Origin of the sequence: Kushneria phosphatilytica, from assembly GCF_008247605.1 — a bacterium.
Lineage (GTDB): Bacteria > Pseudomonadota > Gammaproteobacteria > Pseudomonadales > Halomonadaceae > Kushneria > Kushneria phosphatilytica.
On record NZ_CP043420.1, the window covers coordinates 3,369,238 to 3,391,786 of the forward strand.

The 22,549-nt window shown below is 61.3% G+C and carries 18 protein-coding genes; 9 read left to right on the top strand and 9 right to left on the bottom strand.

The window, feature by feature from the left end; all coding sequences use genetic code 11:
• The first annotated feature begins 4 nt into the window (after positions 1-4).
• Entirely contained in the window at positions 5-1,615 is a 1,611-nt protein-coding gene (locus FY550_RS15685; protein ID WP_168169340.1) for a carboxylesterase/lipase family protein, read from the top strand.
• Between the two features lie 17 nt (positions 1,616-1,632).
• Here FY550_RS15685 and FY550_RS15690 read toward each other — a convergent pair whose 3' ends face one another.
• On the bottom strand, positions 1,633-2,559 hold the full coding sequence (locus tag FY550_RS15690) for a DMT family transporter (RefSeq protein ID WP_084388190.1): 927 nt from the start codon (positions 2,557-2,559) through the stop codon (positions 1,633-1,635).
• Positions 2,560-2,742: 183 nt separating this feature from the next.
• Here FY550_RS15690 and FY550_RS15695 point away from each other — a divergent pair, with 183 nt between their 5' ends.
• The 3 genes from FY550_RS15695 (at position 2,743) to FY550_RS15705 (ending at position 5,687) form a co-directional block, all read left to right on the top strand.
• Positions 2,743-3,003 carry a hypothetical protein gene (locus FY550_RS15695; protein WP_070979817.1) on the top strand — a complete coding sequence of 87 codons (261 nt, stop codon included), beginning with the start codon at positions 2,743-2,745 and terminating at the stop codon, positions 3,001-3,003.
• 214 nt (positions 3,004-3,217) lie between these two features.
• A complete protein-coding gene (locus FY550_RS15700) occupies positions 3,218-4,504 on the top strand; it encodes a flippase (RefSeq protein WP_070979819.1) in 1,287 nt (428 codons plus the stop codon).
• A gap of 34 nt (positions 4,505-4,538) precedes the next feature.
• Positions 4,539-5,687, top strand: coding sequence for a CapA family protein (locus tag FY550_RS15705; RefSeq protein ID WP_070979822.1), 1,149 nt, complete (start codon positions 4,539-4,541; stop codon positions 5,685-5,687).
• On the opposite strand, the gene yccS is transcribed toward FY550_RS15705, so the two are convergent.
• Positions 5,659-7,917: a YccS family putative transporter gene (yccS, locus tag FY550_RS15710; protein WP_070979824.1), complete on the bottom strand. Its 2,259-nt coding sequence runs from the start codon at positions 7,915-7,917 to the stop codon at positions 5,659-5,661. The two genes, FY550_RS15705 and yccS, sit on opposite strands and share 29 nt — an antisense overlap.
• Before the next feature lie 168 nt (positions 7,918-8,085).
• Here yccS and FY550_RS15715 point away from each other — a divergent pair, with 168 nt between their 5' ends.
• The gene (locus tag FY550_RS15715) at positions 8,086-9,144 is read left to right on the top strand and encodes an Lnb N-terminal periplasmic domain-containing protein (RefSeq protein WP_070979826.1); all 1,059 of its coding nucleotides are present in this window, start codon (positions 8,086-8,088) and stop codon (positions 9,142-9,144) included.
• A gap of 74 nt (positions 9,145-9,218) precedes the next feature.
• Here FY550_RS15715 and dgoD read toward each other — a convergent pair whose 3' ends face one another.
• The 5 genes from dgoD to FY550_RS15740 form a co-directional block, all read right to left on the bottom strand.
• Positions 9,219-10,367, bottom strand: coding sequence for a galactonate dehydratase (gene dgoD / locus FY550_RS15720; protein WP_149054654.1), 1,149 nt, complete (start codon positions 10,365-10,367; stop codon positions 9,219-9,221).
• A 169-nt stretch (positions 10,368-10,536) separates the two neighbouring features.
• Positions 10,537-11,157: a 2-dehydro-3-deoxy-6-phosphogalactonate aldolase gene (locus FY550_RS15725; protein ID WP_070979828.1), complete on the bottom strand. Its 621-nt coding sequence runs from the start codon at positions 11,155-11,157 to the stop codon at positions 10,537-10,539.
• Positions 11,158-11,173: 16 nt separating this feature from the next.
• Positions 11,174-12,127, bottom strand: a complete 954-nt coding sequence (locus FY550_RS15730; protein WP_070979831.1) for a 2-dehydro-3-deoxygalactonokinase — start codon at positions 12,125-12,127, stop codon at positions 11,174-11,176.
• A complete protein-coding gene (locus FY550_RS15735; protein ID WP_070979833.1) occupies positions 12,124-12,912 on the bottom strand; it encodes an IclR family transcriptional regulator in 789 nt (262 codons plus the stop codon). Before FY550_RS15735 ends, FY550_RS15730 begins: the two co-directional genes overlap by 4 nt.
• 83 nt (positions 12,913-12,995) lie before the next feature.
• Complete coding sequence (locus FY550_RS15740; RefSeq protein ID WP_070979835.1) at positions 12,996-13,700, bottom strand: response regulator transcription factor; 705 nt, start codon at positions 13,698-13,700, stop codon at positions 12,996-12,998.
• Positions 13,701-13,932: 232 nt separating this feature from the next.
• On the opposite strand from FY550_RS15740, the gene FY550_RS15745 reads away from it, so the two are divergent.
• Positions 13,933-16,191, top strand: coding sequence for a hybrid sensor histidine kinase/response regulator (locus tag FY550_RS15745; RefSeq protein ID WP_070979837.1), 2,259 nt, complete (start codon positions 13,933-13,935; stop codon positions 16,189-16,191).
• 10 nt (positions 16,192-16,201) lie between these two features.
• Here the strand turns inward: FY550_RS15745 and FY550_RS15750 are convergent, their stop codons facing one another.
• Together FY550_RS15750 and FY550_RS15755 are read right to left on the bottom strand one after the other, a co-directional pair.
• Positions 16,202-17,362, bottom strand: a complete 1,161-nt coding sequence (locus FY550_RS15750) for an EAL domain-containing response regulator (protein ID WP_070979838.1) — start codon at positions 17,360-17,362, stop codon at positions 16,202-16,204.
• A 58-nt stretch (positions 17,363-17,420) separates the two neighbouring features.
• The gene (locus FY550_RS15755) at positions 17,421-19,124 is read right to left on the bottom strand and encodes a methyl-accepting chemotaxis protein (RefSeq protein WP_070979840.1); all 1,704 of its coding nucleotides are present in this window, start codon (positions 19,122-19,124) and stop codon (positions 17,421-17,423) included.
• Positions 19,125-19,504: 380 nt separating this feature from the next.
• Between FY550_RS15755 and FY550_RS15760 the strand changes: the two genes are divergently transcribed.
• The 3 genes from FY550_RS15760 (at position 19,505) to FY550_RS15770 (ending at position 22,533) form a co-directional block, all read left to right on the top strand.
• A complete protein-coding gene (locus tag FY550_RS15760; protein WP_199287820.1) occupies positions 19,505-20,554 on the top strand; it encodes a TRAP transporter substrate-binding protein in 1,050 nt (349 codons plus the stop codon).
• An 81-nt stretch (positions 20,555-20,635) separates the two neighbouring features.
• Complete coding sequence (locus FY550_RS15765; protein WP_070979842.1) at positions 20,636-21,235, top strand: TRAP transporter small permease; 600 nt, start codon at positions 20,636-20,638, stop codon at positions 21,233-21,235.
• Complete coding sequence (locus tag FY550_RS15770; protein WP_070979844.1) at positions 21,235-22,533, top strand: TRAP transporter large permease; 1,299 nt, start codon at positions 21,235-21,237, stop codon at positions 22,531-22,533. Before FY550_RS15765 ends, FY550_RS15770 begins: the two co-directional genes overlap by 1 nt.
• Positions 22,534-22,549 lie beyond the last annotated feature (16 nt).

Sequence of the window (22,549 nt, forward strand, 5' to 3'; positions counted from 1 at the left end):
TGCCATGAGGGCAGTGCGCAGGTTGGGAGTGGGCATCGCCATGCTGATCATGGTGATGGCAATGATGTCACGCGCAGCAAGCGCCGATGCCACAGCGCAGACGGTGCAAATCGATAGCGGGCGTGTCCACGGTGAAGGGCACGATGATGTCGTCGTCTTTCGCGGTATCCCCTTTGCCGCACCGCCAACCGGCACCCACCGCTGGCGCCCACCGCAACCACCGAACGCCTGGTCCGGCGTGCGCGATGCGACCCGCTTTGGCCCTGAATGCATGCAAAAAAGCGTCAACAGCGATGCGGCCCCCGGTGATGGGCGGGTATCGGAAGACTGCCTCTATCTCAATGTCTGGCGACCCGCCCGGCAGACTGATCACGACCTGCCGGTGCTGGTCTGGCTCTACGGTGGGGGCTACGTCAACGGCGGCACGAGTTCACCCATCTACGATGGCAGCGCCTTCGCGCGCGATGGGCTGGTATTTGTCAGCCTCAACTACCGTCTCGGACGTTTCGGCTTCTTTGCCCATCCGGCGCTGGAAGCCACTCAACCGGGCCCCTGGGGCAACTACGCGCTGATGGATCAGATTGCCGGTCTCGAGTGGGTGAAGCGCAATATTGCCCAGTTTGGCGGCGATCCCGACCAGGTCACGATCTTCGGCGAGTCCGCAGGTGGCAACGCCGTACTCGAACTGGCTGCCTCGCCAGCCGCTCGTGGGCTGTTTCAGCGTGCCGCAGTAATGTCCGGAGGCGGGCGCCACCTGATGGGCACCATGCATGATCTGCGTGAAGACCGGCCACACAACCCGTCTGCCGAGACCCTCGGTCAACGCTTCGCCCGGCAACACGGCATCGACGGTGACAACGACCAGCGCACAGCGCAGCGTCTGCGTGCGCTGCCTGCCGCCGCGATAACAGGACAGCTCAATCTTGCCACCCTGCTCTCCGCGGATCCCGAGCATGCCACCTATGCCGGTGGGCCCATTCGTGATGGCACCATCGTGGTCGCCCCTCCCGAACAGCGCTATCACCACGGCAACCAGCAGGCCCTGCCACTGCTGATCGGTACCACCGATCGTGATCTGGGACTTTCCGATGCCGATACCATGACGCAATTGTTCGCCCGCTTCGGCGAAGATCGAGCGCTGGCCCGAACGCTCTACGACCCCACACCCGATGAGAGCGTGGAACAGGTCGGCCGACGCCTCGGGCGTGATCGCCTGATGACCGAACCGGCGCGTTTCATTGCCGATCAAATGCATGCCCTCGGCGCACCGGTCTGGCGCTACCGTTTTGCTCATGTCGCCGAGCCCATGCGCCCGCACTGGGCAGGCGCGCTACACGCCACCGATATTCCCTATGTATTCGCCACACTGGCGACCCGCTTTGACAAGGGGCTGTCAGCCAGCGATGACCGTACCGAACACCTCATGCACGACTACTTCGTCAATTTCGCACGCCATGGTGATCCCAACGGACCGGGCCTGCCCTATTGGCCGCAGCATACGCCCGAGGCACAGAAACTGATGATCCTTGAGCAGCGTGACGCTGTGGCAAAGTCGGACCCGTGGCGCCAGCAGCTCGATCTGATCCGCGCAACGCGGGCGCCGCAATGGCAGTAATCGTCAGGTCCTGACTCTCAGCCGCGCTGACCCGGCCGTACCAGCGCCACCCCCACTGCCGCGACCGCCATGCCCAGCCAGGCCAGTAGCGGCATTGCTTCACCCAGCATCAGCCAGGCCAGCAGAGCGGCACAGGGCGGCACCAGATAGAATAGTGCCGATACGCGTGACGCCTCACCGCGTCGAATCATCGCCAGCAGCAGGGTGATCGCGATCAGTGAGTTGCCGATCACCAGATAGGCCAGCGAGGCCACTACGACACCGTTGAAATCGGCATCGAGCTGACCGAACAGCACCGCCAGCGGCAGCGTGGTAATCAAGCCGGTGGCGTACTGGATCAGGTTGGACGTGACCGGATGATGGCTGACGCCAAAACGCTTCTCGTAGAGTGTGGCGCTGGTGATGCCCAGCAGCGCGCCAAAGGCACAGAGCAGGCCGGGGATACTGGTGGCTTCAACGGCCGAGCGTCCCATGATCACAATGACCGCACCGACCAGTCCCAGCATGAAGCCAAGCCAGCGACGACGGCTGATGACCTCGCCGACCATGGCCGGCGCCGCCAGCGCCACCAGCACCGGCTGCAGCGACACGATCAGCGCAACCGTGCCTGCCGACGCGTGAAAGGCAAAGGAACTCCATGAGAGCCCGAAATAAAGCGTCTGAAGCAGAAAACCGGTCACGATCAGATGCCCCCAGTCGGCCCGGCGCTTTGGCAGCGGTGGGCGCAACCACAGGGCCAGTGGCAGCAGCACGGCCAGCACACAGAGAAAGCGCAAGGCCAGCAGCAGCATGGGATCGACGTAGCCGGTGGCAATCTTCGCGACCGGAAACCCCAGCGACCACAACAGCAGAAAGATACCTGGGCCCGCGGTCAGCCACAGCGGGGGCCGGGAAGCCGCTGTCTTTTCCATGACAGCATCCGACGAGGCACGACGATCAGACATGAACCCTCCGGCAGATCGGTCATCGTTGTTGTATTACCGTCAACGCATCATAGCGAGCCCATGCAGGGGCGAACAGTCGACAGGTAGTCGTTCTACATCCGGCCCTGCCAAAGATGCATTCAATCCTGTTCCCACGCTGCCGATGATGTGATTGTAACTTTGTGAAACACACCGGATGCAGCCATGAAACTCGATCGCTACCATGCCCAGGCCAACGCCAACGAACAGGAATACCATGCGCTCCGCGCTCGCCTGGTCGAGGGCAGTTACATCTATCAGATGTTTGCCCGCCTTGACCGGCTCGAGCGTGACTATCATGAACTCCATCGCGATTGCGAACAGACCGGAGAAATCTGGGCACAGTGCTCACCGCAACTCAGGGAACAATTGCACGCTTGTGGCCTGGGTGAACTGCTTGATCGTATGGCTGAACGCGCCGCCTGAGCGGCAACATCATTTCCGCGCTACTGACTGGCTGTCTCACTGACGGGGCTATCGGTGTTCACTGCTGCCCCGTCAACCGATGACTGCAACGGGCTGATAGTCGAGCCTTCTTCATCCCTGCACATTTGTACAACTCCAGGTCTGGCATCATTCGGCTGCACAGACTAGTGTCTGCTCAGCCATTTCACTTACCAGTCCATGGTCAATTCGCAGCATGAACAGGGCGCTTCTCAATACCGGCTGGATCCTCTCCGAAAAGGTGATGTTTGCGCTGGCCGGCATCTTCATCAATGTCTATGTCGCCCGCTATCTGGGACCTGACGCCTTCGGTCTGATCGGTTTTTCCATGGCCATCGTGGCGCTGATCAGTCCACTGGTGAAGCTGGGCAGCGACAATGTGGTGTTCAATCGACTGGTGCGCAATCAGGCCAGTGGCCTGCTGCTGCTGGAGACTTCGGGGCGAATTCGAGCCCTGCTGTTCGGGCTTATTGCCGTACTGCTCACTGTCGGTGGGCTGTTCTACTTCCAGAGTCGTGAGGCAATCATTGTCTTCTGTATTCTGTTGTGGGGCAGTTTCTTCATTGCCAACGACATCTTCACCATCTTTTTCAATGCGCTGTTGAACGCCAAGTTCAACACCCTGGCCGGCAATATCGCACTGGCCATCGGTGTCATCCTCAAGCTGAGCTTTATCAAGTTTGGCGGCAGCGTGATCTGGTTTGCCTGTGCCAATGTGGCCCAATGGGCGATCTCCTATGGCATCAAGTGGCAGGTCTATCGCCGCCAGACCCGTGATCGAGTACGCGCCTTCAACGGCAAAAGCCGTCGTCACACTCGCCACCTGATGAAGGTCGGACTGCCCCTGGCGCTGTCGAGCATTTCGATTGCCATTTATACCCGCACCGATCAGATCATGCTGGGCGCGATGGTGGATCAGACCCATGTCGGCTATTACAGCGCCGCCCTGACGCTCTCCCAGGGCTGGATGTTTCTGCCCATGGCGATCATCACCTCCTATATGGTGCGCATCAACGAGACCGCCCGTGAGAACGACCCGGCCCTGTTCGATCGCAAGGTGCGCAAGCTGTTCGCCATGATATTGCTGGTAACACTGGGCCCGGCAATCTTTATCGGCGTGCTGAGCGAGCCGCTGATCGAACTGCTCTACGGCACGGATTATGCCCCGGCGGCAGCGGTATTGAGCATTACCGTGATCTCTTCGATCTTTTCCGCTCAGGGCACTGCCGCACACAGTGTGATCACGGTGCTCGGTGGCTATGGATTTCTGCTGCGCAAGATGATTGTGGTCAGCCTGCTGAACATCGGTCTCAATTACCTGCTGATTCCGCAACTGGGGATGACCGGCGCGGCCCTGTCGACGCTGTGTGCCGAAATCCTGTCGGCCTTCCTGCTCAATCTGTTCTATCGCCGGGGTCGGGTGTTCCGCTTGCAGCTGGAAGTGCTGATGCCGCACAAACTCCGCGAGAGTCTGCAGATATAATCTGCCGCCTTGTTACTCTGCCAGGAACTCCTGCATGCCCGAACTTTTTGTCTGCGGCGATGTGGTCAACATCCGCCATCAGGAGGGGCCGCTGTGCGATCCGGCCCTGAGCGAACAGATCCGCGCGGCCGACTATGCCATCTGCAATCTGGAAGCGCCGATCAGCGGCCATGGCAGTGCGCAGCGCAAATCGGGCCCCCACCTGAGCCAGCCTGCCAGCGTACTGTCACGACTGCGCGAGGAAGGGTTCGATCTGATGCTGCTCGCCAACAATCACACCATGGATTATGGCGAGCCGGCCCTTAACGCCACCCTGGAAGAGATCAGACGCCTTGAGCTGGACAGTCTGGGTGCCGGGCCCGATGCCGAGAGTGCCTATCGTCCCCTGATCCGGCGCTTCGGTGATGTGACCGTCGGCATGCTCAATGCCTGCGAGGCTCAGTTCGGTGTGCTCGACAGCAATGCCCCCCAGGATCGGGCGGGCTATGCCTGGCTCAATCACTCCCGATTCGATCGCGCCGTAATGGCGTTGCGGCGAGCCTGCGACTTCGTGCTGGTGTTTGCTCATGCCGGGCTGGAAAACTATTCCATCCCTCAGCAGGAGTGGCGCGAGCGTTATCGACATCTCTGCACCCTCGGGGCGGATGCGGTCATCGCCTGCCATCCGCACGTACCCCAGGGCTGGGAGCGCCACGGCGACTCATTGATCGTCTACAGTCTGGGCAATTTCCACTTCAACTCCATCACCGCGCAGACGGGCGACCGTCATCATGGTTACGCCCTGAGACTACAGCTCGAACGCGGTCGGCCACTCGAGTTCATTCCGGTCTTTCACCACAACCGTGATGGCGTCGTGGTGCTTTCCGAAGAGAACGAACGGATCGATCTCGAGGCGCTCTGCCGTCAGCTCAATGCCGACGAATACCAGCGCCGTCACGAGGCCATGAGTCTTGAAGTATATCGCAACGTCATCCGCGGGCAGCTCACCCGCTCGCTGCTGCGCCTGCCCAGCGACGGCACCCTGCGAGGCACCCTGAAGGAGACTGCCGCTACCCTGCTGGGTCGCCGGCGCGGATTCGATCGCACCACTCAGCAACTGCATCTGACCCGCAACGAGGCGTACTACTACGCCACACGTCACGCGCTGGAGCTGCTCAGCCGCTCCGGGACGTCTGCCCGATAGCCTCCGCCGTGCGGGCGCCGGTCCGAGCGCTGTCGATCAATCGGCCGGCCGCCTCGGCCAACGGTGTAATCTGTCGACAGATCAGCGCCAGCTGGGTCGGCACCAGCCGATCCCCTTCATCGTTCTCTTCCGGCTGAGGCTCCAGCGACGCTGCGATCACCTCCGGCCCGGGCTCGTGAAGCTCAATGGCAGTACGCTCGCTCAAAGCGCGGGCAATGCGATCGAGCTGATCGATCAGGGTGTCATAGGCGCATGCCATCGCTGGATCATCAGGGTGATCCGCCGGGTGCTGTTGGAGATGGTGACGATGCGCCCCCAGCGCCGACAGGTGCCCCAGAATGGTGTGAGCGATCACCAGAAAACGGAAGCCATCATCGGCGCCACGCCGATAGGGCGATGGCTCGAGCAGCATGTTGGAGAGCAGGGTGGAGAAGGTCGTTTCGGCGTTGTGCGCATTGCGACGCGCCAGCCGATAGGCAAGATCGTCGCGCTTGCCGGTCTGATACTGATGGCGGATCTCACGCAGATAGTCACGGCTGGCGCTGACCGTCGCCGCCGCCTCGCGATTGAGCCTGCGCCCCTGCCAGTCCGGCAGGATCAGCACCACTGCCAGGCCGGCAATCAGCGCCCCCAGCAGGGTATCGATCAGCCGTGGCCAGATCAGTCCGAATCCGTTGCCTACCTGATTGAAGCAACACAGCACCATCAGCGTGATCGCGGCCGTCGCCAGCGTGTAACGGGTCGCCCGATTGGCAAAGAACAACACCCCGGCCAGAACCGCAATCATCGACTGCACCAGCGGCTGCGGGAACAGCGTGATCAGCGCCCAGCCGGCGATCAATCCGCCCACGGTGCCGATGATACGCTGGCGCAGGAAGCGGTGCGTCGCGCCGAAATTGGGCCGGCAGACGAACAGCGTGGTCAATAGAATCCAGTAGCCCTGCACGGGGTGCACCATCCTGAGCACGCCATAGCCCACCACCAGCGCCGTCGACAATCTCAGCGCATGACGCAGGATCGGCGAGCGCAGGGTCAGGTGGTTACGCACCCGCTGCCAGGCATCGCGAGGGCCGCTGGGCGTGCGGTCAAACAGGCTGCGATCCCCCTCGACCGGGATGACCTCCGGGTTATAAGCGCCGGCCAGCTGCCGCTCCAGCTCGGTGAGATTGATCAGCAAGGCGTTGAGTGAGCGCAGCAGCCGTCGTCGTTCGGCCGTAACCGGTGTCTGCGCCTGGTGATGCAGATGAGTCAGCGAGGCGCGCAGCTCTTCCAGCGCCTGTTCGCTTTCACGATGATCAAAGGCACGGCGCAGCAGCAGGGCGCGACTCAGCGCCCGGCAGGTGCGCCCCTGCTGATGCAGCAGGCGCTGGCAGCGAAACAGGACATCGCTGTGAAAGAAGTGCTCGACCAGCGCCCCATAGGGGTAATGGGTCGAGCTGGCGCGTTCATGAATATCCTGGGCGATGAAGTAAAGCCGCAGATAGCGATCGATACGCCGGCCGCCACGCTGGCCATCGATACGGCTGAAGATCATCTCCTTGGTCTGGTTGAGCGCGTTGACCACTCGCCCGTTCTGGCGCAGCAGGGCCACCCGACGCTGCTCGATGTCCACACCGTGGACCGGCTCGAACAGCGTCGACTTGAGCATCAGGTAGTCACCGAGCTCTCCCAGCAGAGTGGCCAGACTCTGTCTGACCGGCTGATGAGCGAACAGGGCGTGCCAGAGCACTGACAACACCCCGTACCAGCCGGCCCCCGCTACCAGCAGCGCCGGCCCATGCCAGAGATTATCCGGCGGGACACCGCCACGCTGTTCGAGGCTGATCATGGTATAGACCGACAGGATCAGTGTGGCCGAGGCGATGGTCGCGTAACGCTGGCCGATTGCCCCCAGCATGATCAGCACGAAACTCGAGCCGCCCAGGGCCACCACGAACAGCCAGGGCCACTCGAACAGCAGCTCGACCGACAGTGACGCCACCGAGAAGCACACCAGGGTTACCAGCAGGGCCAGAAGCCGCCCTTGCCAGCTGTCATCGGTTTCCGCCAGGGCACTGGCGATCACGCCCAGAAAGAGCGGAATCATGACATGCATGTCATCCTGCACCCAGCTCCACCACATCGCCCCTGACAGGGCAATGAACACACGCAGGCTGTAGGCGAAACGATCCAGCGTCCACAGTCGGCGCAGCGACAGGCGCAGGGCAGCGGGGATCTCGGACGATGACATGGAAGACTCGCTGATCGAGGGATTCGGCCAGGATGACATACTCCCGGGAGCTCGAAAATATTATACCAAGGTCGAATTGACCGGTTAACGCCAACAGCCCGGTTTCAGCTATCTCGCTCCCTTGCGTACCGGCTGGCATGATGACTCTCTTTTTGCGGAGCCCGCTTCATGCTCTCGACACTCCTGTTCGGTCTGCTTCGCCTGCTGCTGGCCCTGGCCGTACTGATCGCCACCGCCTGGGGCTGTGGCGCCCTCTGGTTCCAGTTGCCCGGCCCGGTCGCGCTGCGCTTTGGGGTCATCACGCTCTGGTGCACACTTGCCCTGGCAACCATGGCAGGCATCAGCCGAGTGCACTGGCAGCGTCTGCGTCGCTGGAGCCTCGCCGGCTATCTGGCTGCACTGTTCGCCCTGCTCGGCTGGTGGCAGACCATCACGCCACACAACGATCGTGACTGGGCGCCGGATGTGGCACGCCAGCTCACCTTCGAACGCCAGGGCTCACATATCACGCTCCATAACGTGCGCAACTTCGAGTGGCGCACACTTGATGATTTCACCCCACGCTGGGAAACACGTGAGTACGATCTCGATCGGTTGCGCTCGGTGGATATGCTGGTCTCGTACTGGATGGGGCCGGCCATCGCTCACACCCTGGTGAGCTTCGGCTTCAGCGACGGCCGCTATCTGACCTTTTCGGTAGAGATTCGCCGTGAACGCAACGAAGACTTCTCGACCTTCGGCGGGTTCTTCAGGGAGTTCGAGCTGAGCCTGATCGCCGCCGATGAGCGCGATATTGTGCGCACTCGTACCAATATGCGTGGTGAGTCGGTGTATCTCTATCGGGTAGGCCTCCCGCAGCCGGCCATGCGTCAGCTGATGCTGGCCTATCTCGACACCGCCCGGGAGCTGCGCGATCACCCCGAGTTCTACAATACCCTGACCAGCAACTGCACCACTCTGGTATTCGATATGCTCAGACCCATCGTTCCGGGGCTGCCGCTGGATTACCGGCTGCTGCTGTCGGGTTATCTGCCGGGCTACGTCTACGATCTCGGCGGGCTCGATACCTCACGCCCGCTGGCGACCCTGCACCGGCTCGGTCATATCAACGCCCGGGCGCGTGCCTCGGATATCGGAAATCATGCGGCGACGGATTTCTCCCGCGCCATCCGCCGCGGCGTACCGGCCGCCGATGGCACGCTGATCGCGCCACCCGCCAGCCACTGATCCCATCAACTGGCCATGAAAACGGCCATCCCGAGGCGGGATGGCCGTTTTCACCATGCTTCAATTCCGGCGTTTTACCACTCGGCGAAGCTGCCGTCGGCATGGCGCCAGATCGGATTACGCCAGCGATGGCCGATCTCGGCACGCTCGCGGACATACGCCTCGTTGACCTCGACACCCAGCCCCGGCCCCTGCGGGATATTCACGTAACCATCCTCGTAGGCGAAGACTTCGGGGTTTTTGACGTAATCGAGCAGATCATTGCCCTGGTTGTAGTGAATGCCCAGGCTCTGCTCCTGGATGAAAGCGTTGTAGCAGTTGGCATCCAGCTGCAGATTGGCCGCCAGGGCAATCGGCCCCAGCGGGCAGTGCAGCGCGAGCGCAACATCCCAGGCCTCGGCCATGCTGGCAATCTTGCGCGTTTCGGTAATGCCACCGGAGTGGGACGGGTCGGGCTGGATGATATCCACATAACCGCCCGCGAGAATCTGTTTGAAGTCCCAGCGTGAAAAGAGGCGCTCACCCAGGGCAATGGGCGTGTTGGTCAGCGGTGCGATCTCCTTTAACGCCTCGGCATTTTCGCTGAGCACCGGCTCCTCGATGAACATCAGCCGGTAGGGTTCAAGCTCCTTCATCAGCACTTTTGCCATCGGCTTGTGTACACGGCCGTGAAAATCCACGCCGATGCCGAAGTTGGGGCCGAGCGACTCGCGGATAGCGGCCACATTCGCGATCACACCATCGACCTTTTCATAGGAGTCGATAAACTGCATCTCCTCGGAGGCATTCATCTTGATCGCGGAGAAACCAAGATCGGCCCGCTCCTTCGCGGCCCCGGCGACATCCCCCGGGCGGTCGCCGCCAATCCAGGAATAGACACGGATGCTGTCACGTACCGCCCCACCAAGCAGTTCGTGAACCGGCACACCCAGCGCCTTGCCCTTGATGTCCCACAGCGCCTGGTCGATGCCCGCCAGCGCACTCATGTGGATGGCCCCGCCGCGGTAGAAGCCGCCGCGATAGAGCACCGTCCAGTGATCCTCGATGTGGCGCGGGTCCTTGCCGATCAGATAGTCCGACAACTCATCGACGGCCGCCGCCACGGTATGCGCGCGCCCTTCGACGACCGGCTCACCCCAGCCGGTGATGCCCTCGTCGGTCTCGATCTTCAGAAAGCACCAGCGAGGCGGCACGATAAAGGTTTCCAGGCGAGTGATTTTCATAAGGCAAATCCCGGATGACGTGATTGGAAAAGGTAACTGCTCAACCCACTGGCAGGAGGCAGATTGCAGCAAGGGTCTTTCGCCATGGATGGCGAAAGTAGCGTCCACGGATGGATTAACAGCGCCCTTGCGTAAATCTGCCTCCGATACGAGCGCAACGCATGTTGATCTACCCGAGCGAGCGCCAGGCAGCGGCAAACCGCTCGGCATTTGCACGCACTTCCTCGACACTGCGCCCGGCCTTGTAGAGTGACGATCCCAGCCCGAAACCGTTGGCGCCGGCATCGACAAATGCCTGCATGTTGTCCGGTGTCACACCGCCGACCGGCATCAGCAGGGTCTGTGCCGGGAAGACCGCCCGCCAGGCCTTGACCACCTGCGGCCCGAGTTGCTCGGCGGGGAACAGCTTCAGTCCATGAGCACCGGCATTGAGCGCCGCGAATCCTTCAGTCGGTGTGGCCACACCGGGCGAGCTGACCATTCCGGCTTTCACCGTGGCCTCGATCACTCGGGTATCGCCGTGCGGCGAGACGATCAGTCGACCGCCGGCCTCGCCCACCTCACTGACCTGCGCCGGGTCCAGCACGGTACCGGCACCGATCAACGCCCGATCGCCGAGGCGCGCGCTCAGCCGGCGGATGCTCTCCAGCGGACGAGGCGAGTTGAGCGGAATTTCCATCACCCGGAATCCGGTTTCAAACAGCGCATCGCCGATCGGCTCGATCTCTTCGGGGGTTACGCCGCGCAGAATGGCGATCAGCGGCAGATCCTGCAGATAGTGCTCGAACATATGACTCTCCTGATCATCAGTGCTCGCGGTCATTGATCAGCCCGGCGGCCCGGGCAATGCGCCACAGCCCGGCGATACTGGCATCCGCCATCAGATGGACGTCGTCGATGCCGAACCGCTCGAGTGCCAATCGATAGCGCTGACAGAGGCTGTCATCCCCGATCAGCATCAGGGGTGGACAACTGTGACGGTCGGCCAGCACGCTGCGCAGCTCCTCACCAATCAGCAATCCCGAGAGGTACTCCAGCGAATGCTCGGGCGTCAGCTCACCGGCCAGGACCCGGCTGCGAACCGAGAACAGAGCGCCGCTGGTGCCCGCACAGCCGCTCTTGCGAGCCACATCCAGGCCCTCGCAGAAGACTGCTTCGCTGGCCTCGGTGGTAACCTCCCGTGCCGGACGACCGAGAATGGAGTGCTCGCGCAGCACAGCGAAAAGCTCGCCGGTCATGTGCGTGGTGAAATCGGTAATGCGGCCCTCTCGCACCGTGACCCACTTGCAGTGGGTGCCTGGCATGACCAGCAGCGCTTCATTACGCAGCGCCGGCTGACGCTCGAGCGCTCCCAATACCTGAGTCTCCTCGCCGCGCATCACGTTGGGCAGGGTCGCCGTCGCAGCATCCGAGTGCTGCATGATGCCCGGCACCAGCGTGAGTGGTCCCGTACCGGTGTCGAATTCGACCAGGCCCTCGGCCAGCTCTTCCGGTGCCGCCGGGCAATCGACATAGGGCACTTCACGCCAGCCCCCACGGCTGCCGATCATGCCGCAGGCCAGCGCCGGCACTTCGGGGTAGTGTTCGCGCCAGTCGCCGGCAATGCGGCGCCAGGCGCTGGCGAAATCGCCATCGGGCACCTGCTGAATACCCCAGGGCTCGGCACGGCTGTCGATGATCTCGCCCTGATCATCCAGTAGCCAGGCACGCAGCGAAGACGTGCCCCAGTCAACGGCCATCAGTCGGGGTTGCCTGCTCATGAGTCTCTCCAGCCGAGTTCGCGGGATAGTTGATGTGCCGCATGACTGACCTCGGGGGCCAGTGCGTCCAGACGGGATTCGGGCATCCAGGGGGAGGCACTCGCCACGCTGATGGCGGCAACGATATCGCCGCTGTCGTCACGTACCGGTGCGGCCACGCAACGAATGCCCAGCTCATTATCCTCGAGATCGAAGACCACCCCGCGCCGGGCGTCATCGTGCAGCCGTGCCCGGTAGTCCGGCCATTCGGGGGGAACATGCGCCGGCGTGATAACACCCGAGGCAGGGCGTTCGGCCAGCGCGCGCTCGAACAGTCGCTGCCACTCGGACTCCGGCAGCATCAGCATCAGCGCCCGACCTACCCCGGTGAGTGCCAGCGGCATGCGCAGACCGATTCGCGAGCGCATTTCCAGCCCGCGCGAACCAGCCACCTTTTCAAGGTAGAGCACATCGTCGTCTTCACGAATGCCCAGATGCACGGTATCGCCACACTGTTCGGCGAGCTGCAGGAGAATCGGGCGGGCCAATGCCGATAGCGGGCTCTGCTCACGCGCTCGGGCACCGAGGCCGATCAGGTGGCTGCCCAGCCGATAGCCGTCCGGCCCCTGACGCAGGTAGCCGGCACTCACCAGCGCGGCCACCAGGCGATGGGTAGTGCTGCGCGAACAATCGATACGTTCGCCGATGGTGGCCAGTGAGGTGCACCCTTCCGCGACAGCCTCGACCACGGCGAGGCCCCGCATCAGCGCCTGGGTGCCCGAAGGGGCAGTGGAAGTCTCGATCATGAGCGCAGTATACGCTGATCGACGAGCTGTCCCAATATGCAGAATTTCTTCCCATATTGTGGGATGTGGTCAGCACGCCTGTTTCAGGTAGCGTCGACCGTTGCCTGACCCGGCACTTCCAGACGGTAACCGTACTGATAGATGCTGCGCAGCCGCGGCCCATGACGGCCATCCAGTTCGAGCTTGCGCCGGACCCGGCTGACATGGGTATCCACGGTCCGCGTGGAGATCTGTGCGCTGATGCCCCAGACCACTTCAAGCAGATGCGCCCTGGAGAGCAACTCGCCGGGATGAGTCATGAACAGTACCGCCAGGCGATACTCACGCTCGGTGAGTGTGATGACCCGACCCTCCAGCCGAAAATCTCCCGGTCCACCCGACCAGTCATGGACGCCGAGTCGTTCCGGCACATGCTCCAGGGAGTGCCCGGCGCGGCGCCCCAGCGCATTGACCCGGGCCACCAGCTCGCGCGGACGCAGGGGCTTGGCAAGAAAATCATCGGCCCCACGCTCGAGCGCCTGCACGGTCGCTTCTTCATCATCACTGGCGGTGATGAACAGTATCGGTCCTCGCCAGCCATCATGCCGACGCAGCTGGGTCATCACATCCATGCCACAGGCATCAGGCAATCGCCAGTCAAGAATCAGCAGCTCGAACGCTTTCTGCGTCATGACCCGACGCAACTCGCTGGCCCGCTCAAACGCGACCGCGACATGCCCGGCCGGCTTCAGACACTGAACAATGAATGCCTGCTGATCCGAATCATCCTCAAGGATACCGATATACATACCCACCTCCCGGGCCACAGGGCCATTGGCCGGAAGATCGCAAGCTGCAGGAAACCTGTCAGAGGAGCTTACAGTTCGCTCGGAACCGGCCGAAATAGACTTTGTTCTTCCTCTATCGGCAGGATGGCATCGTCATGAAATGTCTCTTTTCACCAGGCTTCCGGGCAGCCCTGGCGGGTCTGCTGCTGATTCTTGCCGCCGCACCGGCCATGGTACTGAAGGCGCCCAGGTGATGGCATGGCGGTCTGGACCTGCATCGTCGTTTGCGATCCGCTTCCGCATTGCGAGCTTTGCAGCGCTACTGCTGTTCTTTTCCGCGCTGGTGACCGGCGGCGTCATTTTCCAGCGCCAGCATGCGCTGGAACACCACCAGTTGAAGGATCTGGTCTGGGAAGGGTATCAGCTCGATCGTGAGGTCCGTGAACTGCGCTTTGTGCTGCTCACCCCGGGCGCAGTCGATACCGATGCGCTGTTATTGCATTACCAGACGCTGTCCAGCCTTATGCGTCTATTTCGCAAGGGCGAGATTGCCAACGCAGCGAGCAGGGTCGAAAGTATTCAACCGGGCCTGCGCGCTGCCATACAGCAGATTGAAACCATGGATGACGAGCTGGCACCGCTGCGAAAGAAGCAGGCAGCGCCCGATAGCGCCCTTCTTGCCAAACTGCGCCAGCAGACACAGGAACTACAACAGCTCACCGGCAGAATACTGGTGGATTTCAATACCCATGTCGCCACCAGAAGCGCCGAAGAGCATCATTCCCAGCGTCAACTCTACGCTTTGGTACTGCTGTTGCTGATCCTGATGCTGGCATCGGGCGGCGTGCTGGTCCATGCCCTGCTCAGAGAGGGAAAGGCGCGAACGGAAAAAGCCAGAGAACTGGAGCAGCAGGGCGAGGCGCTGGATGCTGCAGCGCGGCGCGCCGAAGAGGCCAGCCGGGCCAAGTCGGAGTTCATGGCGGTGATGAGTCATGAAATCAGGACACCGCTCAACGGTGTACTCGGCATGGCAGAGCTGCTGAGCGAAGAGGCCATGTCATCGCGCGCCCGCAATTATCTGCTGGCCCTGCGTCAGAGTGCATCGGGGCTGCAAGTGGTCATCAACGACATTCTCGACTATTCCAAGATCGAATCCGGTGTGCTGGAGCTGGATAATCGCCCCTTCGAACTACCCACCTTTCTCGAGCAACTGTGCGCCGGCTATTACCTGCTCGATCGCGATGGCTCGGTCAGCTTCAGCCACCGGCTCGATCCGGGGCTGCCACGATTTGTCTGCGGGGATATCAATCGCCTGCGCCAGGTTTTGGCCAACCTGCTTGGTAACGCCTTCAAGTTTACTCCCCAGGGCATGGTGCGACTCGAGGCGGCCGTTACGTCAGAAGGATGGATTTCTCTTGATGTGCGTGACACCGGCTGCGGCATCGCCGCGGAGGATCAGCAACGCCTGTTTGCGCCCTTCACCCAGGTGGATGCTTCCATCGCCCGGCGCCATGAAGGCACCGGGTTGGGTCTGGCCATCTGTCGCCGACTGATTTATGCCATGGGCGGGGAAATAGAAGTACATAGCATCCCTGGTCTGGGGAGTCGCTTCCGGGTGGTGATTCCATTGGAGAGCGTTCAGGGCAACGAGACTCATCCCATTACCGAGACGCCCTCCCTGCCGCTGGCACACCATACCCTGCTGGTGGTCGAGGATAATCCCGTCAATCAGACGCTGACCCGAGCCATGCTGGAACATCTGGGGCAAACGGTTGAAGTGGTGGACAACGGTGTCGATGCCCTGAAACGGCTGGCTGATCCAGGGCTGCCACGCATCGCACTGGTGCTGATGGATATGCAGATGCCGCTGCTCGACGGCCCGGAAACCACCCGCCGCTGGCGAGCAGAAGAAAGCGACTCACATCTGCCCATCATTGCAGTTACCGCCAGCGTGATGGCGGAAGACCGCGCACGCTGTCTGCAAAGCGGCATGGATGACGTCCTCTGCAAACCCTTTACTCGCGCCGATCTGCACCGAATGCTGGGAAGGTTCCTGGCGAAGGCTGACCATTCGGGTACTCCCGCGCCAGCCGCGACAGGTATACCCGCCTCGGATACAGCCGCGTCGATGGCGTCTCCCATGCTGGACGAAACGATCTGCACCGAGCTGCGTGAGACTCTTGATCCGCAAGCCCTCGATCAGTTGGTGCGCACCTATCTGGAACGCCTTGATACGCGTCTGATCGGTCTTCGCGAATGCATTGCGCTGAATGATCGAAGTCGACTTCAGCGCGAGGCACACTCGCTCAAGGGTGCTTCGGCTTCACTGGGGTGTCATGCCATGGCACAGGCAGCCGCCGTACTTGAAAACGAGGCCCTCGAAGCCTCTGCCACAGCCCTGCACATCCGGCTCGAACATCTGGTTCAGTTACACCACAAGCTGGCCGAAGCACTGCATACCGGCGGCATGCTCCTTCACTCTGGCCACGCCCAGCCTTCCTCCGGTGCCTGATGATGTGATTTCAGGCCCTCATGATCTCGCGACTGCGCTGTTGCGCGTACCAGAGGCTGAAATCGGTTTCGAACATGGGCTGTGCAAAATAATAGCCCTGTCCGAACGGACAACCAGCCTCTGCCAGCACCGCTTTCTGTGCTTCGGTTTCAATGCCCTCGGCCACGACTCGCAGACCGAGCCGTCGCCCCAGCTCTACTACCGCGAAAGTAATCGCCTGAGCGTCGGAATCGCTATCGCAGCGGGAGACAAAGCTGCGATCAAGCTTGAGTTCATCGAATGGAAGTCGATAGAGCTGGGTCATGGAGGCAAATCCGGTACCGAAATCATCCAGCGAGAGGCGAAAGCCGCGCTGGCGAAGCTCTGTCAGCAGATGACGAGCGTAGCTCAGACAGGAAATGCCGGCGGACTCGGTCAGCTCCAGGGTGATCCCGGAAGGCCGCAGGTGATGGTGTGCGATCAATACATCGACATCCCTCAACAAGCGCTCTTCGCTCAACAGTTGAGCGGGAATATTCACGGACATTTCCAGTGACCAGCCTTGAGCCAGCCAGCGCTTTTGCTGAGCCAATGCCAGTTCGAGCACATGCCAGCCCAGTTTGACCATACGTCCGGTCTCTTCGGCCAGTGGCAAAAAACCGTTCGGATAGAGCAGGCCACGCCGAGGGTCCTGCCAGCGCAGCAGTACCTCAACGCCTCTGACCACACCGGTCGCAAGGTCAACCTGAGGCTGATAGGCAAGACAGAACTGTCTCAGTGTCATGGCCTGATCCAGATCCTCCCCTGTCAGCGATGCATTCTCGCTGTGCAGACTGCTCAGCAGAGTTTTCAACCCACCGATCAATTGCGACTTGGGCAGAAAGCCCAGCATGCGCAGTCCATGATGTCGCCCGGCTTCAAGGGCTTTCTCCGCCGTCGATCGGTCACAGCCGCTGACCAGAATGATCGCCGCGTTGAAACGCAGATCATGCAGGAATTCCATCACATCGAGCCCGGTAAATGCGCCCAGGGCAAAATCCAGCAGAATCACATCGCTGCGCAACAGCTCGGGCTGACCGGCCAGTGCCTCAAGGCCACTGACCGAACAGGCCTCAAACCCCTGCTGACGCATCAGCAATTCACCCAGCATGCGAATCTCGACATCATCATCCACGATCAGTGCGCTGGCCATGTGCCGACTCCCCTGAACGGATCGACCGTGCCGAAGCACGGTCGATATCGCTGATCTTTCAAAAGGTGGTCCACTCTTCCGCCACTTCCTGCTCCCGCTTCGCCACACGCGCTCGAGGTATCGCAGACACCGTGGCGTGCCGGTCAGTCAGAGTGGGGGCAGCCACGGATTCCGACGGTACAGCAGCCCCAGGTGCCGATCCATCGTTCGAGAGCCGGAAGGCAGCCACCAGGGCGTTGAGCCGATCCGCCTGGGCGCGCAGATCGCTGATGGCAGAACCTGCCCGCTGCACCATGGCTGCATTGTGCTGGGTAGTGCTATCAAGTTCGTTGACCGCCGTATTGACCTGGCCGATCCCCAGACTCTGCTCACGGGCACCATCGCTGATCTCACCCATCATGTGCGTAACCCGTTCGACGCTCTCGACGATACGCTCCATGGTGCTGCCCGTGGTCTGAACCAGACTCGCCCCCTGATGAGTACGAGCGACCGAAGCATCGATCAGCTCGCGAATGTCACGGGACGCGTCACTGGAGCGGCTGGCCAGCTGTCGCACCTCCTGGGCCACCACGGCGAAACCGCGGCCATGTTCACCGGCACGGGCAGCTTCAACCGCGGCGTTGAGCGCCAGCAGATTGGTCTGGAAGGCAATACCGTCAATCAGGGTAATGATTTCACTGATCTGTGAAGCCGACGTACTGATTTCGGCCATGGTGTTTTCCATGTCGCGCATCGCCTGCTGCCCCTGCCGCGCGACATCCATCGCCGACAGCGCCAGCTGATTGGCCTGCTCGGCAGCATCCGAGGTGTTGGTCACCGTGGAGGTAATCTGCTCCATCGAGGCCGAGGTCTCCTCCAGATTGGCCGCAGCCTGTTCAGTGCGTGACGAGAGTTCGCGCGTACTGTCGTCGATCTCGTTGGCAGCGTTGCGTACGCTGATGGCATCAGCGCACACCGATTGCAGCATGGTATCGATACGAGCAATGAAGGCATTGAACTGGCGTGCCAGATCGCCGATTTCATCCTGCCGCTTCGTGTCGATGCGTGCCGTCAGGTCACCATCTCCCTCGGTGATTTCGCGGATACGGGCGGTGAGCTGGCGAATGGCACGCGACATCAGAAGCGGACCGAACAAGGCTATGACTACTGCAGCGGCAAACACCAGCACACTGAACGCCAGCACCGAATATTGCTTGGTACTGATATTCGACATTGTTTGTGCCTCCAGTGCCGCGATACCCGATTCGGCGGCCTGTTCGGCAAGATCATAAAGCTCTCTGAGCGATTCGAAACTGGTCAGCGAGGCTCCTTCGAGCTGCGCTTCGGCCGCTGCCAGCTCCCCCCGCGAATGAAGGTCGAGAGTGCGCTGGGATTGGGCCTGCCAGGCGGCATAGCGAGTGTCGAACTCCTTTAACGTTTCCAGAATGGCTGGATAACCGGCCAGCAGCGTTGCAAACTTCTTCACTCGGTCATGCGCCTGCTGCGCATTTTCCCGATAGCTTTCAAGTTGCTGAGTTGCCTTCGGAGAATCCGGCAGCGCACGCAGGTAACCCATTTCGGCCACACGTGCCTGATAGAGATCACGATCAGCATTCAGCATGGCGTCACTGGCCTCGCCGAAGACATGATTGAATTCATGCATGCGCTGCTTGACCGAGTTCATCAGCAGGAAATCCAGCGCCACCACCAGCAGCAGTGACAAGGCGACCCCGATAAATGCGACTGCGTATTTGACGCTGATCCTGTGCCAGTATCTGCTCATTGCCTGCCCCCTCCACTTCCCATGGATGCCGTATCCTTTACGGCTCACGTGTCGTCAGCCGCTTGTGTAGGGGTTATCGGCTTTTATGATCCGGCAGTCGATACCAGGTCCGGGTGTTGTCACCCTTGTTCACATTTGCAGCTCCTGAGGCGCCCGACTCGGATGAACAGACGTAACTTCACCTAAAGTCCAGGTCGGCCTTCCGGAGTGATACAGCGCCGTCACTGCTGGTCTGACGCCGAATCGCTCTCTCCCCAGGACTAAAGTCCCCATCGACAGCCAGGGCTGCGGCCTTTATCAAATACGCACAGATGAATGACATCATATAACTGACAACTCGGTGTGATGTTGCCACTTGCCTTGCGCGGGAGAGTGTTTTGATGAGTCTTGCCAAATCCGATACTTCCGGACCGACCCTGCGGTCCCGCTTTGCGCCCCTGGCTCTGGCCACGGTGAGTGCCATGGTGGGGCTGCTGTCACTGCCGGCCCAGGCGGCCGATAGCGTCACCCTGCGGCTGGGGCACGCCCTCAATGAAGATCACGTGGTGGCGCGCTCCTATCGTCACATGGCCGATGAGATCGAGCAGCTATCCGATGGCAGCATGCATCTGCGCATCTTCCCCAACGGCCAGATGGGCGGCACCCAGGATATGCTGGGACAGATGCAGAATGGCGCGCTGGATCTGGTGCACGCATCAGCGAGCAATCTGGAAAGTTTCGATGATGTCTATTCGGTGTTCAATCTGCCCTATCTGTTCCCCAATCAGGCCGACTTCAAAAAGGTGGTCTTCGGCCCGATCGGACAGCAGATCATGCAGTCCACCAAGGACAAGGGCTTCTTTGCCATTGGCGCCTATGTCGCCGGGTATCGCAGCTTCTACGCCAGCAAGCCGATTCGCACGCCGGCCGATCTCAAGGGCATGAAGATCCGCGTTCAGTCCTCGCCGACCACCATCAGCATGATCAAGCTGATGGGCGGCTCGCCTACCCCGATCGATTTCAGCGAAGTCTACAGCGCGCTGCAGCAGGGTGTGGTTGATGGTGCCGAGAACAATGTGCCCTCTTATGTGCAGACCCGCCACGTCGAACTCGCCAAATACTTCTCCGAGGATCAGCACACTTCGGTGCCGGATTTCCTGACCGTTTCCACCTCCACCTGGAATCGGCTGGATGAGAAGCAGCAACAGATTCTGATGAAGGCCGTGCACGACTCCGAGAAGTACCAGCAGCAGCTGTGGGACAAGGTCGACCAGCAGGCGCGCGAGCAGGCAAAAGAGATGGGCGCGCACTTCGTCGAGGTCGACAAGGCGCCTTTCCGCAAGGCCGTGCAGCCGCTCTACAAGGAGTACAAGCAGGATCCCGAGCACGCCAGACTGCTCAAGCAGATTCGCCAGGCCGAAGAGTCCAGTGATGATCAGCCGCAGAGCTGATCTGCCGTACTGGGGTCGGGCCGGGTCGGTGAGCCGACCCGGCCCGGTGTCGTTGATGCGTCGTCACTCTGTGAGTCTTCCATGACGCTTGAAACCTTCAAGAAACCTGTTGATGCCGTCATCGCCACCCTGACTGTTATCGTCATGGTGGCGCTGGTGTGCTGTGTGGTGTGGCAGGTCTTCAGCCGCTATGTGCTGGCCGAGCCCAGTACCATCACCGGAGAACTCGCCCGCTACTCGATGATCTGGGTCGGTCTGCTGGGCGCGGCCTATACCGTGGGCCTGCAGCGCCATCTGGCCATCGACCTGGTGACCGATGCCATGGGCGCGCGCGGCAGGGCGGCCATGGGTCTTCTGATCAATGCCATGATGATGGCCTTTGCGCTGCTGGTCATTACTTATGGTGGACTCGGGCTGATCGACAAATCGTTCTCCTCCGGGCAGCTCTCACCCGCCATGCGCATTCCCATGGGCTATATCTATTTTGTGCTGCCGATCAGCGGCGTGGTGATGAGCTACTACTGTGTGCTGTTCTGCATCGGTCATCTGATGGATCTGATCCGACCCGAGCAGCATCGGGTCGGGGGGCTGGCTGCGCCGGGCGACCACTATGAAGCCGTGGCCGCGGAAACGGCGGCAAGCCGTTCTGCGAGCCTGAACGAGCGTGAGGAGCCCCGCTGATGGATACCTCGATGCTGACCATGTTCGGCAGTTTCTTCCTGCTGATCTTCCTCGGTGTGCCGGTGGCCTTCTCGATCGGTATTGCCACCGTGATCACCATGCTGCTGACCTTTCCGTTTGATGTCGCGGTCTCGATCGTGGCTCAGCGCATGGCCACCGGTCTGGACAGCTTCACGCTACTGGCCATTCCGTTTTTCATTCTCGCCGGCACCCTGATGAGCAGCGGCGGCATTGCCAAACGGCTGATCGACTTCGCTCAGGTTCTGGTTGGCCGGCTGCCGGGCTCGCTGTCGCACGTCAACATCATGTCCAACATGATGTTCGGCGCCATTTCCGGTTCGGCGGTGGCCGCCGCGGCAGCGGTCGGTGGCACCCTCGGGCCGATCCAGCAGCGCGAAGGCTACCCGGCGCCCTACTCCACCGCGGTCAACGTCTCTTCCTGTGTCACGGGGCTGCTGATCCCGCCCTCCAACGTGCTGATCGTCTACTCGCTGACCTCGGGCGGGGTGTCGATCGCCACCCTGTTCATGGCCGGCTATATCCCCGGTATTCTGATGGGGCTGGGGTTGATGCTGACCGGTGGCATCATTGCCAGACGGCGTGGCTATCCGACTGCCGAGCGGCCGACGCTGAAGCAGGCCACGCAAGCCTTTCTGCGTGCCATTCCCAGCCTGATGATGATCGTGGTGGTGATCGGCGGCATTCTCGGCGGCGTCTTTACCGCCACCGAAGCCTCGGCGATCGCGGTGGTCTACACCTTCGTGCTCTCGGTGCTGATCTATCGTGAGGTGAAGTTCAGCCAGCTGCCGAAACTGATCCTGGAGTCAGTGGTAATGTCCTCGGTGGTACTGCTGCTGATCGGTCTGTCGGTCAGCATGTCCTGGGCGATGAACGTCTCCGGCATCCCTCAGGCGATCAGCGACACCCTGCTGTCAGTCTCCAGCAACCCGATCGTGATCCTGCTGATGATCAACCTGGCGCTGCTGATTGTCGGCGTCTTCATGGACATGACCCCGGCGGTACTGATCTTTACCCCGATCTTCCTGCCAATCGCGACCCAGCTCGGCATCGATCCGGTGCATTTCGGCATCATGATGGTGTTCAACCTCTGTATCGGGCTGCTGACGCCACCGGTGGGCAGCGCGCTGTTTGTCGGCTGCTCCGTTTCGGGGGTCAAGCTGCAGCATCTGATCAAACCGCTGTTACCGTTCTACGCCGTGCTGGTCGTGGTGCTGCTGGCGGTGACCTTCATCCCCGCCCTCTCGCTGGCACTGCCGCATCTGTTCGGTCTGAAGTAACCTGCCCGATGCTCAT

What these genes read in the sequence shown, in the direction of transcription:
- FY550_RS15685 (WP_168169340.1), top strand. Translation starts at nt 5, where the DNA reads ATGAGGGCAGTGCGCAGGTTGGGAGTGGGCATCGCCATGCTGATCATG.
- FY550_RS15690 (WP_084388190.1), bottom strand. Translation starts at nt 2,559, where the DNA reads ATGTCTGATCGTCGTGCCTCGTCGGATGCTGTCATGGAAAAGACAGCG.
- FY550_RS15695 (WP_070979817.1), top strand. Translation starts at nt 2,743, where the DNA reads ATGAAACTCGATCGCTACCATGCCCAGGCCAACGCCAACGAACAGGAA.
- FY550_RS15700 (WP_070979819.1), top strand. Translation starts at nt 3,218, where the DNA reads ATGAACAGGGCGCTTCTCAATACCGGCTGGATCCTCTCCGAAAAGGTG.
- FY550_RS15705 (WP_070979822.1), top strand. Translation starts at nt 4,539, where the DNA reads ATGCCCGAACTTTTTGTCTGCGGCGATGTGGTCAACATCCGCCATCAG.
- yccS (WP_070979824.1), bottom strand. Translation starts at nt 7,917, where the DNA reads ATGTCATCGTCCGAGATCCCCGCTGCCCTGCGCCTGTCGCTGCGCCGA.
- FY550_RS15715 (WP_070979826.1), top strand. Translation starts at nt 8,086, where the DNA reads ATGCTCTCGACACTCCTGTTCGGTCTGCTTCGCCTGCTGCTGGCCCTG.
- dgoD (WP_149054654.1), bottom strand. Translation starts at nt 10,367, where the DNA reads ATGAAAATCACTCGCCTGGAAACCTTTATCGTGCCGCCTCGCTGGTGC.
- FY550_RS15725 (WP_070979828.1), bottom strand. Translation starts at nt 11,157, where the DNA reads ATGTTCGAGCACTATCTGCAGGATCTGCCGCTGATCGCCATTCTGCGC.
- FY550_RS15730 (WP_070979831.1), bottom strand. Translation starts at nt 12,127, where the DNA reads ATGAGCAGGCAACCCCGACTGATGGCCGTTGACTGGGGCACGTCTTCG.
- FY550_RS15735 (WP_070979833.1), bottom strand. Translation starts at nt 12,912, where the DNA reads ATGATCGAGACTTCCACTGCCCCTTCGGGCACCCAGGCGCTGATGCGG.
- FY550_RS15740 (WP_070979835.1), bottom strand. Translation starts at nt 13,700, where the DNA reads ATGTATATCGGTATCCTTGAGGATGATTCGGATCAGCAGGCATTCATT.
- FY550_RS15745 (WP_070979837.1), top strand. Translation starts at nt 13,933, where the DNA reads ATGGCATGGCGGTCTGGACCTGCATCGTCGTTTGCGATCCGCTTCCGC.
- FY550_RS15750 (WP_070979838.1), bottom strand. Translation starts at nt 17,362, where the DNA reads ATGGCCAGCGCACTGATCGTGGATGATGATGTCGAGATTCGCATGCTG.
- FY550_RS15755 (WP_070979840.1), bottom strand. Translation starts at nt 19,124, where the DNA reads ATGAGCAGATACTGGCACAGGATCAGCGTCAAATACGCAGTCGCATTT.
- FY550_RS15760 (WP_199287820.1), top strand. Translation starts at nt 19,505, where the DNA reads ATGAGTCTTGCCAAATCCGATACTTCCGGACCGACCCTGCGGTCCCGC.
- FY550_RS15765 (WP_070979842.1), top strand. Translation starts at nt 20,636, where the DNA reads ATGACGCTTGAAACCTTCAAGAAACCTGTTGATGCCGTCATCGCCACC.
- FY550_RS15770 (WP_070979844.1), top strand. Translation starts at nt 21,235, where the DNA reads ATGGATACCTCGATGCTGACCATGTTCGGCAGTTTCTTCCTGCTGATC.